The 12,796-nt window shown below is 65.0% G+C and carries 14 protein-coding genes; 13 read left to right on the forward strand and 1 reads right to left on the reverse strand.

The genetic code is table 11. The features are described from left to right. Positions 1–40: 40 nt before the first annotated feature. Positions 41–382 carry a flagellar hook-basal body complex protein FliE gene (gene fliE / locus OU994_RS26430; protein ID WP_281608343.1) on the reverse strand — a complete coding sequence of 114 codons (342 nt, stop codon included), beginning with the start codon at positions 380–382 and terminating at the stop codon, positions 41–43. A 257-nt stretch (positions 383–639) separates the two neighbouring features. Here fliE and fliF point away from each other — a divergent pair, with 257 nt between their 5' ends. The 13 genes from fliF (at position 640) to fliR (ending at position 12,512) form a co-directional block, all read left to right on the forward strand. After that, positions 640–2,355, forward strand: a complete 1,716-nt coding sequence (gene fliF / locus OU994_RS26435; RefSeq protein ID WP_131144345.1) for a flagellar basal-body MS-ring/collar protein FliF — start codon at positions 640–642, stop codon at positions 2,353–2,355. Then, positions 2,348–3,346, forward strand: coding sequence for a flagellar motor switch protein FliG (fliG, locus tag OU994_RS26440; protein WP_131144344.1), 999 nt, complete (start codon positions 2,348–2,350; stop codon positions 3,344–3,346). Before fliF ends, fliG begins: the two co-directional genes overlap by 8 nt. 276 nt (positions 3,347–3,622) lie before the next feature. Then, positions 3,623–4,390, forward strand: coding sequence for a flagellar assembly protein FliH (locus OU994_RS26445; RefSeq protein WP_281608344.1), 768 nt, complete (start codon positions 3,623–3,625; stop codon positions 4,388–4,390). Further along, a complete protein-coding gene (gene fliI / locus OU994_RS26450) occupies positions 4,391–5,800 on the forward strand; it encodes a flagellar protein export ATPase FliI (RefSeq protein ID WP_281608345.1) in 1,410 nt (469 codons plus the stop codon). A 34-nt stretch (positions 5,801–5,834) separates the two neighbouring features. Continuing rightward, the gene (fliJ, locus tag OU994_RS26455) at positions 5,835–6,275 is read left to right on the forward strand and encodes a flagellar export protein FliJ (protein WP_281608346.1); all 441 of its coding nucleotides are present in this window, start codon (positions 5,835–5,837) and stop codon (positions 6,273–6,275) included. Positions 6,276–6,379: 104 nt separating this feature from the next. Next, positions 6,380–7,702: a flagellar hook-length control protein FliK gene (locus tag OU994_RS26460; protein WP_281608347.1), complete on the forward strand. Its 1,323-nt coding sequence runs from the start codon at positions 6,380–6,382 to the stop codon at positions 7,700–7,702. A 170-nt stretch (positions 7,703–7,872) separates the two neighbouring features. Continuing rightward, entirely contained in the window at positions 7,873–8,394 is a 522-nt protein-coding gene (gene fliL / locus OU994_RS26465) for a flagellar basal body-associated protein FliL (RefSeq protein WP_281608348.1), read from the forward strand. A 55-nt stretch (positions 8,395–8,449) separates the two neighbouring features. Next, entirely contained in the window at positions 8,450–9,433 is a 984-nt protein-coding gene (gene fliM / locus OU994_RS26470; protein WP_131144338.1) for a flagellar motor switch protein FliM, read from the forward strand. A gap of 113 nt (positions 9,434–9,546) precedes the next feature. After that, positions 9,547–9,963 carry a flagellar motor switch protein FliN gene (fliN, locus tag OU994_RS26475; RefSeq protein WP_131144337.1) on the forward strand — a complete coding sequence of 139 codons (417 nt, stop codon included), beginning with the start codon at positions 9,547–9,549 and terminating at the stop codon, positions 9,961–9,963. Beyond that, on the forward strand, positions 9,960–10,610 hold the full coding sequence (gene fliO / locus OU994_RS26480; RefSeq protein ID WP_281608349.1) for a flagellar biosynthetic protein FliO: 651 nt from the start codon (positions 9,960–9,962) through the stop codon (positions 10,608–10,610). The genes fliN and fliO overlap by 4 nt, the downstream gene beginning before the upstream one ends. Beyond that, positions 10,600–11,367, forward strand: a complete 768-nt coding sequence (gene fliP / locus OU994_RS26485; protein WP_131144335.1) for a flagellar type III secretion system pore protein FliP — start codon at positions 10,600–10,602, stop codon at positions 11,365–11,367. Before fliO ends, fliP begins: the two co-directional genes overlap by 11 nt. A 22-nt stretch (positions 11,368–11,389) precedes the next feature. Next, positions 11,390–11,659 carry a flagellar biosynthesis protein FliQ gene (gene fliQ, locus OU994_RS26490; protein WP_131144334.1) on the forward strand — a complete coding sequence of 90 codons (270 nt, stop codon included), beginning with the start codon at positions 11,390–11,392 and terminating at the stop codon, positions 11,657–11,659. Positions 11,660–11,687: 28 nt separating this feature from the next. Then, positions 11,688–12,512: a flagellar biosynthetic protein FliR gene (gene fliR, locus OU994_RS26495; protein ID WP_281608350.1), complete on the forward strand. Its 825-nt coding sequence runs from the start codon at positions 11,688–11,690 to the stop codon at positions 12,510–12,512. The last annotated feature ends 284 nt before the right edge of the window (positions 12,513–12,796 follow it).

Genomic DNA, 12,796 nt, shown 5'->3' on the forward strand with positions numbered 1-12,796 from the left:
CGTATCGCCGGACCTGATTCTCCGTCCCTAATCTTTCTTCTTACACCTGCATGTTCATGATGTCCGTATAAGCCTGCACCAGCTTGTTCCGCACCTGCACGGTGGCCTGGAAGTTGATGCTGGCTTTCTGCATCTGGATCATCACATCGGACAGGTTCACCGAGTCGTCGCCCAGCTGGAACCGCTTCGACATGTCCTGCGCCTTGTTCTGGCTTTCCGCCACGGAATCGAGCGCACCCTTCAGGGCATTGGAAAAATCGACCCGGGCGGCCGGCTGTTCGGTCTGGACGGCCGGCACCGCCGCCTCCGGGCGCGTTGCCGCCGCCTTCAGCTGGGCGATCATGGACTGGATCTGGCTGCTGTCGATACCGCCTGTGCGCATGGTGGACTCCGCTCGTTGCTTTGGCTGTTGCTGTAGCGAAACAAATCCCGACGGGGCAGAGATTGCCGCGCTACAATATGCGTCGGGCACCGGCAATGCGCCAGCCCCTTTTTCTACCCTCGCAGAATATCAGCCGGCACACCAGCGGCGGCGCCGAAGCAGGCCGGGAAACCGGCTTCTGTTCCGAGGATGGAAACGCGTTGCGCGCAACGATAATGCGGATCAGGCCCCCACCTCAACATTCCCGGAATCCATCCATGGCCGCAGCCGCCGAACAACTCGATCTCGACGCCAACGCCGCCGGCGATGCGCGTCCGCCGTTCTACAAGACGCCGATGGGCAAGAATATCATCCGCGGCGCCGCCGTGGCCGCCGTGCTGGCGGTGATCGCGATGGTGTGGATGTGGCAAAGCCAGCCGGAATACCGCGTACTGTTCGCCAATTACTCGGACCGCGACGGCGGCGCCATCACGGCCGCGCTGGACCAGATGCAGGTGCCGTACAAATTCAGCGAAGGCGGCAACGCGATCCTGATCCCGGAAGAGCAAGTGGCCGCCACGCGCCTGCGCCTGGCTTCCCAGGGCTTGCCGAAAGGCGGCAACGTCGGCTTCGAGCTGATGGAAAACCAGAAGCTGGGCATCTCGCAATTCCTCGAACAGGTCAATTACCAGCGCGCGCTGGAGGGCGAGCTGGCCAAGTCGGTCGAATCGCTGGGCAGCGTCCAGGCGGCACGCGTGCACCTGGCCATGCCGAAACCTTCCGTGTTCGTGCGCGAGCAGCAGCACCCGACCGCCTCGGTGGTGCTGACGCTGCACCCGAACCGCTCGATCGATCCGGGCCAGGTCAGCGCCATCGTGCACCTGGTCGCCTCCAGCGTGCCGGACCTGGCGCCGGCCAACGTGACGGTCGTCGACCAGCAGGGCAACCTGCTGTCGAACCAGAACAAGGACAGCAACACGGCCATCAAGAGCCTGGACGCGACCCAGCTGAAATACGTGCAGGAACTGCAGAACCAGATCATCAAGCAGGTCGAGAACATCGTGAAACCGATCGTCGGCGACCAGAACGTGCGCGCCGAAGCGGTGGCCGACGTGGACTTTTCCGCCGTTGAGCAGGCGGCCGAGTCGTACAAGCCGAACTCGGCGCCGGCGCCGTCGGCGATCCGCAGCCAGCAGAGCAGCGAAACCACGGGCAACCAGAACGCCAATCCGAACGGCGTGCCCGGCGCCCTGTCGAACCAGCCGCCCGGCGTCGCGACCGCGCCGCTGGCCACCACGCCGCCCGGCGAGGCGCCGCCACCCGGCACGGTACCCGGCGGCGCGCCCGGCACCCTGCCCGGCCACAAGGAATCGACCACCAATTACGAAGTCGACAAGACCGTGCGCTACGAGCAGAAAGCCATCGCCGGCCTGAAACGGATGACGGTGGGCGTGGTGGTCAACTACCGCCGCATCGTCGGCCCGGACGGCAAGGTGACGGTGCGCCCGCTGAGCGCCGAGGAAATGGCCAAGATCAACAGCCTGGTGCGCGAAGCGATGGGCTTCAACCAGGACCGCGGCGATTCCGTCAGCGTCGCCAACGTGCCGTTCGACGGCATCGACAAGCCGGCCGACCCGGTGCTCGACTGGTGGCGCGATCCGGCCAACCTGCCGCTGGCGGCGGAAATCGCCAAGTTCGCCATCGTCGCGCTGATCCTGCTGTACATCCTGCTGCGCGTGGTGCGCCCGATGATGCGGCCGGTTTTCAAGAAGATCGACGAAATCAATGCCCCCGAGCCGGAGCCGGAGGAAGAAATCGTCGAAGAACCCGCCGGCCCGACGGAAGAGGAAATCCGCGCGCAGGAACTGGCGGCACTGGAAGAAAACACCGCGCGGACATACCGCGACAACCTGGCGCTGGCGAAGAAACTGGCCAACGAGGATCCGCGGATCGTCGCCAACGTCATCAAGGCATGGATAGGCAACAATGACTGAAAATACCGGACTGCAAAAGGCAGCGATCCTGATGCTGGCGATGGGTGAAGCCGAAGCCGCGGAAGTGATGAAATTCCTCGGCCCGCGCGAAGTGCTCAAGCTGGGCGCGGCCATGGCGACGATGAAGAACGTGCCGCACGAGCAGGTGGTCGACGTGCTGGACGGCTTCCGCGACGAAGTGGCCGCCGCCTCCACCGTCGGCCTCGATTCGGACGAGTACATCCGCCAGGTGCTGACCAAGGCGCTGGGCGACGACAAGGCCTCCGTGCTGCTGTCGCGCATCCTGGGCGGCAAGGACGCGTCCGGCATCGAAAGCCTGAAGTGGATGGATTCGCAATCCGTGGCCGAGCTGATCCGTAACGAACACCCGCAGATCATCGCCACCATCCTGGTGCACCTGGAGCGCGACCAGGCTTGCGAAATTCTGGGACACTTTACAGACCGCTTGCGCAATGACGCGGTCTTGCGCATCGCCACGCTGGACGGCGTGCAGCCAGCAGCCCTGCGCGAGCTGAACGACGTGCTGACCAAGCTGCTCTCGGGTAACGAGAACATCAAGAAATCCACGCTGGGCGGCGTGCGCACCGCGGCCGAGATCCTGAACTTCATGAGCGGCGAGCAGGAAAACTCCGTCATGGAGAACATCAAGAACTACGACAACGACATGGCGCAGAAGATCATGGACGAGATGTTCGTGTTCGACAACCTGATCGACATCGACGACCGCGGCATCCAGCTGCTGCTGCGCGAGGTGCAGTCGGAAATGCTGATCATCGCCCTGAAGGGCGCCTCGCAGGAATTGCGCGAGAAGATCTTCAAGAACATGTCGGCGCGCGCCAGCGAGATGATGCGCGAAGACCTGGAATCGAAAGGGCCGGTGCGGCTGTCGGAAGTGGAAACGCAGCAGAAGGGCATCCTGCAGATCGTGCGGCGGCTGTCGGACGAAGGGCAGATCGTCCTGGGCGGCAAAGGCGAGGATTCGTTTATTTGAGTTGCATACAGTCCAGAGACGCTTGCTTTCATCCCAACGGCGGAAGCCGGGGTCAGGGAGGAATGCTGGCATGCATGCCAGCATCGTTCCGCAGGCGCGAAGCAAGCTTCGCGAACCCCCTGCTACACCCCGGCGGGTCTGACCCCAGCCCTTTGCCGTTGGGGTGAGTGCATGCGCTTTCAATGTGTCACGTAACGCTTACTTGACGGCATTAGCGTCAGACCGAGGTCTGGCCCGGTATGTGCAGTGAGGCTTGTTTCAAAGAAGAGGTAACGCTTGGCGAATTTTCCAAAAGATGCGCAACCCGCATTCCAGCGCTGGGAACTGAAGTCGTTCGGCGACTTGCGGCCCAGCACGCTCGCGCAGCGCGAGCGCGAAGAAGCCGAGGCGCGCGCGCGCGCCGAGCAGATGGCGGCGCAGCAGGCAGCCGAGGCCGCGGCGCGCCAGGCCGAGTACGAACGCGAGCTGAACGCGCCGCCGCCCACGATCGGGCCGAGCGAGGAAGAACTGGAAGCGATCCGCGAGGAAGCGCGCCAGCAGGGTTACCAGGATGGCTACGCGCAGGGCCACCGCGCCGGCGAGGATGAAGCCATCCGCGAAGGCGAAGAGGCGCTGAAGGCGGCGCTGGCGCCATTGTCCGACCTGGCCGGCAATTTCGCCGAGGCGCTGCGCGGTGCCGACCAGCTGATCGCCAACGATGTGCTGGACCTCGCGCTGCACCTGGCGCGCAATATGCTCAAGCAGGCGCTGCCGGCCAAGCCGGAACTGATCATCCCCATCGTGCAGGATGCGATCGCCTACCTGCCCACCATGCAAAAACCCGCCGTGCTGTTCCTCCACCCCGACGACGCGGCGATCATCCGGGGCGCCATCGGCGAAGAACTGGACAAGGGAGGCTGGGTCATCAGCGACGATGCGTCGATCGAACGGGGCGGCTGCCGGATCGATACGCCGAGCAACCAGATCGATGCCCAGGTGCAGGCGCGCTGGACGCGGCTGGCGCACGCCGTCGGCAAGAACCTCGACTGGCTCGAGCGCGATTAAATGGATACTCAAGTACAAGGCCCCGAGCAGCACGCCAACCGCTGGCGCTCGTACCTGAACGATTGCAGCACGCTGCTCGACTTTGTGGAGCCGATGCAAGTGTCTGGCCGCGTCACGCGGGTAGCGGGTCTCGTCATGGAGGCGGTCGGCTTGCGGCTGGCCGTCGGGGCCGCCTGCACGGTACCGCTGCCGGCCGGCGGCAAGGTCGAGGCCGAAGTGGTGGGCTTCGAGGGCGACCGGCTGTTCCTGATGCCGCAAAGCGACGTGGAAGGCATCGTGCCCGGCACGCGCGTGTTCCCGATCGAGCCGTCGATCCCCAAGCCCGGTTCCGTCACGCACCCGCGCCGCCGCACCAGCGACCGGGCCCGGCAATTACCGGTGGGTCCGGAACTGCTGGGCCGCGTGGTCGACGCGGCCGGCCGCCCGCTCGACGGCCTGGGGCCGATCCAGACCAGCGAATCGGCGCCCATCAACGTGCGCCCCGCCAACCCGCTGGGCCGGGCACCGATCGTGGAGACGCTGAACGTGGGCGTACGCTGCATCAACGGCATGCTGACGGTCGGCCGTGGCCAGCGGATGGGGCTGTTTGCCGGCTCCGGCGTCGGCAAGTCGGTGCTGCTGGGCATGATGGCGCGCTTCACGGAGGCGGACGTCATCGTCGTCGGGCTCATCGGCGAACGGGGCCGCGAAGTCAAGGAATTCATCGAGCACATCCTGGGCGAGGAAGGCCTGGCGCGCTCCGTCGTGGTGGCGGCGCCGGCCGACACGCCGCCACTGATGCGCATGCAGGGCGCGGCCTATTCGACCGCCATTGCCGAGCACTTCCGCGACAAGGGGCAGGACGTGCTGCTGATCATGGATTCGCTGACACGCTATGCGATGGCGCAGCGCGAGATCGCCCTGGCGATCGGCGAACCGCCGGCCACCAAGGGCTATCCTCCGTCCGTGTTCGCCAAGCTGCCGGTGCTGGTCGAACGGGCCGGCAACGGCGAAGTGGGCGGCGGTTCGATCACTGCGTTCTACACCGTGCTGACCGAGGGCGACGACCAGCAGGATCCGATCGCCGACTCGGCGCGCGCGATCCTCGATGGCCACATCGTGCTGAACCGCCGCCTCGCCGAGGCGGGCCACTACCCCGCCATCGACATCGAACAATCGATCAGCCGGGCAATGCACTCGATCACGTCGCACGACCACCAGAACAAGGCGCGCCGCCTGAAGCAGCTGTTCTCGGTCTACGAACGCAGCCGCGACCTGATCGCCGTGGGCGCCTACACGCCCGGCACCGACCCGAAGATCGACGAAGCCATCAAGCTGCACGACCGGATCGAGCATTTCCTGCAACAGAAAATCACCGAACGCGTGGACATGGCCGAGAGCTTGGAGCAATTGGCCACGCTGTTCGACTGATTGATGCCGCCGGCGCTCCGTATAATTTCCCATCATGGCCTCGACCTCCCAACTTGAAACCCTGATCGACATGGCCCGCACCGAGACGGACGAGGCGGCCAAGCGCCTTGGCGCGGCGCTGAAGGCCGTCACTGATGCGGAAGAGAAGCTGAACATGCTGATCGGCTATCGCGACGAATACAGCCGCAAGTTCCAGGCGTCCCAGCAGGCCGGCATCACGCCGATGGCTTACCGTAACTTCCAGGCGTTCATGGAAAAGCTCGACAGCGCCATCCACGGCCAGGAAGAAGTGCTGAAGCATACGCGCCGGCGCGGCGAGCTGGAAAAGGCCACGTGGCAGGCGGCCGAACGCAAGCGCGTGTCGTACTCGACGCTGCGCGACCGCGAGGAAACCAGGCAGCAAAAACTGGAAGCCAAGCGCGACCAGAAGGCGATGGACGAGCACGCGTCGCGCCAGGCGTTCTTCCGCCGATAGTTTTCAACCGAGCTTGGAATTAAGCTTAAAACCAGGCTTAAACCCAGGCTTAAGACCAAGCTTAAACCCAGGCTTAAAACCGAGCTTTCACCCCGAGGCGCTTCATGCAGACCCAGTCCATCCAGAACCAGTCCACCAGCACGCTGCGGCCGCCGAAAAGCGCGCCGCTGCCGAATGGCGACTTCAAGAGCGTGCTGGCGATCGAGACCGATCGTACGCCCGTCTGCGCGGCGCCTGAACAGCCAGCCCCGGCACAGCCCCAGAAGGCGCCGGTGAAAAATGCCCAGGGGGCAAAGCCGGCGCAGCAGGCCCAGGCTGCGCAAAATACCCAGAACGCGCAGGATGCAAACCAGTCGGGCGAGGCGGACAGCGCCGCCAGTGCCGATGAAGCACCTCCCGCCGATGCCACGCCGGCAACGGCCGCGGCACGGCCATCCGGCGAAAGCGAGCAAGCCGACAGTACTCCAGTGGCGGATCCCGCTGCCGGCATGCTGGCCATGCTGGCCGCCTACAGCCAGCTGACAGCCAGGCCGGAACCGGTTGCCGAAGGCGGCGAAACCGATGCCGCCGCCGGCGCCGGGCTCCCCGCGCTCCCGGCCGGTATCGAAATGCTCCGGCCGGACCTGGCCAGCAAGTCCATGGTGGCCGACAAATCCCTGCTGTTCGAGAAAGGCGCGCTGGCTGGCAAGGAAGTGCCGGGCGGCCTGGATGCGCTGGCCGACAAGCCTGCCGACACGCCAGGCAAGGATGGCACGCCCACCCTGCACGATACGCTGATGGAACAGGCCGGCGCCGACCGGCTGCTCAGGGCGGGCGCCGGCCTGGAAGCGAAAGCCGACCAGAAGGTGCAGGAGTTCGCCGCGAAACTGGCTGCGCACGAGGCCGCCAGCAAGGCCGACGCGGCGCCGGCGGCCCAGCCGATGGCAAACCCGGCCGCGCAAGCCATGGCCGCGACCGTGCAGGCCGCCAATGCCGTGGCCGCCAACCAGTTGCAGGCACGCGTGGGCACTTCCGCCTGGGAGCAGCAACTGGGCCAGAAAGTGGTGTGGATGGTGGCGGGCGGCGACCAGAGCGCATCGCTGACCCTGAATCCGCCCGATCTCGGTCCGCTGCAGGTCGTGCTGAGCGTGTCGAACGATTCGGCCACGGCCACCTTCACGGCGCACCAGCCGGAAACCCGCCAGGCGATTGAAAACGCCCTGCCGAAGCTACGCGAAATGATGAGCGAAGCGGGCATCTCGCTGGGCGACGCATCGGTCTCCGCCGGCACGCAGGAGCAGCAGCAGGCATTCGCCGAACAGGCACGCGGCGGTTCGGGTGGCGCCGGTGGCGGCCGCCATGGCAACGGCGACGCCGCCGGATCCCAGGAAGACGCCCAGCCGGTCATCCGCCGCACCATCCTGGGTGCCGTCGACACCTTCGCCTGAACGCGGCGCACGGCGCCCGCATCCTTCCGGCCATTCTCATACGGCAGAGCTGGCGGGTCTTCGACCCGCTGCTCCGCGTATCCCGACGCGCCGCCTCGGCCGATAATGCCATAATGGCGATACGTATCGAATTGCAATAGCAAGAGCACTGTTGAAAGTAAAGCAAACACATGAAAGCTGACCCAAAGGCAGACGCCGCGCCCGCCGGTGGCGGCAGCAAGAAACTGGTCATCATCCTCATTGCCGTGCTGGTGCTCGTGCTGGGCGGCGGCGGCGCGGCGGCGTTCTTCCTGATGAAGGGAGGCAGTGCCGCGGAGGCCGAACACGAGGAAGAAACGACCAAGCCGAAGAAGAAAAAGAAGAAGCAGGACGAAGGGCCGCCCGTGTATGTGCCGGTCGAGCCGTTCACCGTCAACCTGAATCCGGAAGAAGGCGAGCAGTACCTGCAGCTGGCGTTCACGCTGCAGGTGCCGGACGCCGAGCAGTCCGACGTCATCAAGAACAACATGCCCAAGGTGCGCAGCCGCATCCTGTTGCTGCTGTCGTCGAAGAAGGCGTCGGAAATCAATACGCCGGAAGGCAAGACCCAGCTGGCCAAGGAAATCCTGGAGCAGGTCAACGAGCCATTCCAGGAGCACGGCGACGAGCAGGAAGTCGCGGAAGTACTGTTTACCTCGTTCATTATTCAATAGCTATCCAGCATCGCTATCCGACAACACCAGCGTCCAACCAGCATCCAGAAGAGTCATGGCGGATAATTTTCTCTCCCAGGAAGAAGTCGATGCCCTGCTGAAGGGCGTCAACGGCGACCAGGACGACGTTGCGGCGCCGGAAGAAGTCGCGGGTGTCCGCACCTACAACCTGGCGACCCAGGAACGCATCGTGCGCGGCCGCATGCCGACGCTCGAGATCATCAACGAGCGCTTTGCGCGCCTGTTGCGCGTCGGCCTGTTCAACTTCCTGCGCCGCAGCGCGGAAGTGTCGGTGGGCTCGGTGCGGGTGTCGAAATACAGCGAGTTCATTCGCAATCTGGTGGTGCCGACCAACCTGAACCTGGTGCACATGAAGCCGCTGCGCGGCACGGCGCTGATGGTGTTCGACCCGGGCCTGGTATTCCTGCTGGTCGATAACCTGTTCGGCGGCGACGGCCGCTTCCACACCCGCGTGGAAGGCCGCGATTTCACCGCCACCGAGCAGCGCATCATCCTGCGCATCCTCGATATCGTGTTCGAGGCCTACACCAAGTCATGGGAACCGGTGTTCCCGGTCGAGTTCGAGTACATCCGCTCGGAGATGAACACCCAGTTCGCCAACATCGCCACGCCGAACGAGGTGGTGGTGGCCTCGACCTTCACGGTCGAACTGGGCTCGGTGTCGGGCCAGATCCACTTCTGCATGCCGTATTCGATGATCGAGCCCATCCGCGATGCGCTGACCTCGTCGCTGCAGGGCGAGGCGCTGGAAGTGGACAAGCGCTGGATCCGCCTGATGACGCAGCAGATCCAGATCGCCGAAGTGGAACTGGTGGCGCGGCTCGGCACCGCCAAGGTGAGCTTCGACGAGATCCTCAACATGCGCGTGGGCGACGTGATTCCGCTGAACATTCCGGAAACGATCGAGGCCACGGTGGATGGCGTGCCGGTGCTCGATTGCACCTATGGCGTACTGAATGGACAATACGCGCTGAAAGTGGAGAGGCTGCTGGCCAACAGCGACAATTTAAGCAAGTGATTGTGCAGGGGCTTGAGCAAACAAGCGGGCAAACGAGCCAGTGGGCGCCTCCGGCATCCACGGCCGATGTGAAGTTGGCTGGTACCACCAGCCCGGAGTTTTAGGAGAACATCATGGCGGACAACCAGGACGATCAAAGCCTCGACGACGATTGGGGCGCGGCGATTGCCGAACAGGCCAAGGCGGAAGCGGAAGCGCTGCAGAAGGAAGCGGCCACCGCCGCCGTGTTCAAGGACTTTTCCAAGACGGCGACGCGCACGGAAACCCACAACGACATCGACTTCATCCTCGACATCCCCGTCCAGCTGACGGTGGAACTGGGCCGCACGAAGATCGCCATCAAGAACCTGCTGCAACTGGCGCAGGGTTCGGTGGTCGAGCTGGACGGCCTGGCGGGCGAACCAATGGACGTGCTGGTCAACGGCTGCCTGATCGCGCAAGGCGAGGTGGTGGTGGTGAACGACAAGTTCGGCATCCGCCTGACCGACATCATCACGCCTTCCGAACGCATCCGAAAACTGAATAAATGAAGCGTACCCTGCTTTCCGCGCTGCTGGCCGGCGGTGTCCTGGCCGGCGGCATCGCGTCCGCCCAGGCGCCGGCCACGGCGCCCGCTCCTGCGTCCACCTCTGCGCCCGTCATCACCAATCCCACCGACCGCACCGTTGCTCCCGTGAAGGCGGGCGAGCCGGCCACCGTCGTGTCGCCCGAGCAGGCGCCGGCGCCGGGCCCGGTGGCGCCACCCGTGGCCACACCGGAACAGCAGGCCGCGCTGGCCGGTGCCCGCACCGCGCCGCCGGAACCCCTGCCCACGCCGCCGTCCGCGGCGGGCAGCCTGCTGCAGACGGTCGTCGCGCTGGCGTTCGTGCTGGCCATCCTGGTCGGGCTGGCCTGGGCGCTGAAGCGCTTCGGGCCGCGCAATGTCACGGGCGGCAGCACGGTGAAACTGGTCGGCGCGCTGTCGGTCGGCGCACGCGAGCGGATTCTCGTCGTCGAGGTCGGCGACCAGTGGATCGTCGTCGGCGCTTCGCCGGGGCGCATGAATGCGCTGGCCACGATGCCGCGGCAGGAAGGCAATGCCGGCGGCCAGGCCGACCTGGCGCGCCAGCAGGCGCTGCCGGCGACCAATTTCTCGGAATGGTTCAAGCAAACGATTGAAAAGCGCAATGGCAAGTAAGCCGCTCCATCGGCGCGTTCGCGCGCTGCGCCAGGCGGCCCTGGCGCTGCCACTCTTCCTTCCTTTGCTGGCGGTCGCCGAACCCACGATCCCCGCCTTCACCAGCACGCCGGCGGCCGGCGGCGGCACCCAGTACGGGCTGACGCTGCAGACGCTGATCCTGATGACGGCGCTGACGTTCCTGCCGGCCGTGCTGCTGATGATGACGGGCTTTACGCGGATCGTGATCGTGCTGTCGCTGCTGCGCCAGGCGATGGGCACGCAAACGGCGCCGCCGAACCAGGTGATGGTCGGGCTGGCGCTGTTCCTGACGTTCTTCGTGATGGGCCCCACGTTCGACCGCATCTATACCGAGGCATACCAGCCGCTGCAGGCCAACCAGATCACCATGCAGCAGGCCATCGAGCGCGGCGCGGCGCCCTTGAAAACCTTCATGCTCAAGCAGACCCGCCAGGCCGACCTGGCGCTGTTCGTGAAGATCTCGCGCAGCCCGGCGCTGCAGGGGCCGGAGGACGTGCCGATGCGCATCCTCGTGCCGGCCTTCATCACCAGCGAGCTGAAGACGGCCTTCCAGATCGGCTTCGCGATCTTCATTCCCTTCCTCATCATCGACATGGTGGTGGCTTCGGTGCTGATGTCGATGGGGATGATGATGATGTCGCCGGCGGTGATCTCGCTGCCGTTCAAGCTGATGCTGTTCGTGCTGGTCGATGGCTGGCAGTTGCTGCTGGGTTCACTGTCCCAGAGTTTTTATTAGCGCTTTTACAGGATAGCCAATCATGACCCCGGAAACCGTGATGACGATGGGCCGCCACGCGATGGAGATCACGCTGATGGTCGCCGCGCCGCTGCTGCTGGTCGCCCTCGGCATCGGCCTGATCGTGTCGATCTTCCAGGCCGCCACGCAGATCAACGAATCGACGCTGTCGTTCATCCCGAAACTGGTCGGCGTGTTCGTCGCGCTGGTGGTGGCCGGGCCGTGGATGATCAGCGTGATGACCGACTACATGCGCGAGATCCTGGGCGGCATTCCCGGCATGGTCAGCTGACGCGTTTTCCGCTCTTGCATCCATCCTCATGCTGGCCCTGACGCTTGCCGAGATCAACACCTGGATCGCCGGCTTCATCTGGCCGCTGACGCGGGTGCTCGGCCTGATCGCCGCGTCCCCCGTGTTCGGCAACGCGCGCGTGCCGCGCAGCACCCGGCTCGGCTTCGGTGTCGTGGTGGCGATCGCCATTGCACCGCTGGTGCCGGCCGTGCCGGCCACCGACCCCGCGTCGTGGGAAGGCATGCTGATCCTTGCGAAGGAATTGATTACCGGCGTCATGATGGGCTTTGCGATGCGGCTCGTGTTTGCCGCCGTGGAGATGGCCGGCGAGATCAGCAGCCTGACGATGGGCCTGGGCTTCGCCAGCTTCTTCGACCCCATGTCGCAGGGCCGGTCGTCGGCCATTTCCCAGTTCCTCACATGGATCGCCACGCTGACGCTCCTGGTCGCGAACGTGCACCTGTGGCTGCTCGAAGCGCTGGCCGAGAGCTTCTTCACCCTGCCCATCTCCGGCCGCATGTTCCACGGCGGCGGTTTCTGGGACCTGGCGCTGTGGGGCGCGAAGATCTTCTCCGCCGGCGTACAGCTGTCGCTGCCCATCGTCGCCGCGCTGCTGATCGCCAACGTCGCCCTCGGCGTGCTGACCCGCGCGGCGCCCCAGCTGAACCTGTTCGGCATCGGCTTCCCGATCACCTTGGGCGTCGGCTTCATCGTGCTGATGATCGCCCTGCCCTACCTCGCCAGCCCGCTGGTCAACCTGCTGGGCCAGGGCGCCGAAAAAGCCCAGATGATCCCGCGCGCACTGCAGGGCCAGGGCCAGTTCCCCGCCCGCCCGCCGCCGCAAAACCGGTGACCGCCACAAACCGGTGACAGGCTCCGATTTCGACAGGCTCCGATTTCGATTGCTTTCGATTTCAAAACCGGTGACAGGCTCCAATTTCGATCGAAACCGGTGACAGGCTCGGGTTTCGATCCGGTTTCGATTCCAAAACCCGTGACAGGCTCCGATTTCTCAGGCTCCGCTTCTTGAACGATTTCGGGTGCGATTTTCGTTGCCGCTGCCCCCTCGAAACGGCCGCGTTTGCGATGGCACAGGGGCACCGCCGCTCCTGGCCATCACCATTGGCGATCCCATCC

The sequence above is a fragment of the Pseudoduganella sp. SL102 genome, from assembly GCF_027856995.1.
GTDB lineage: Bacteria > Pseudomonadota > Gammaproteobacteria > Burkholderiales > Burkholderiaceae_D > Rugamonas > Rugamonas albidiflava.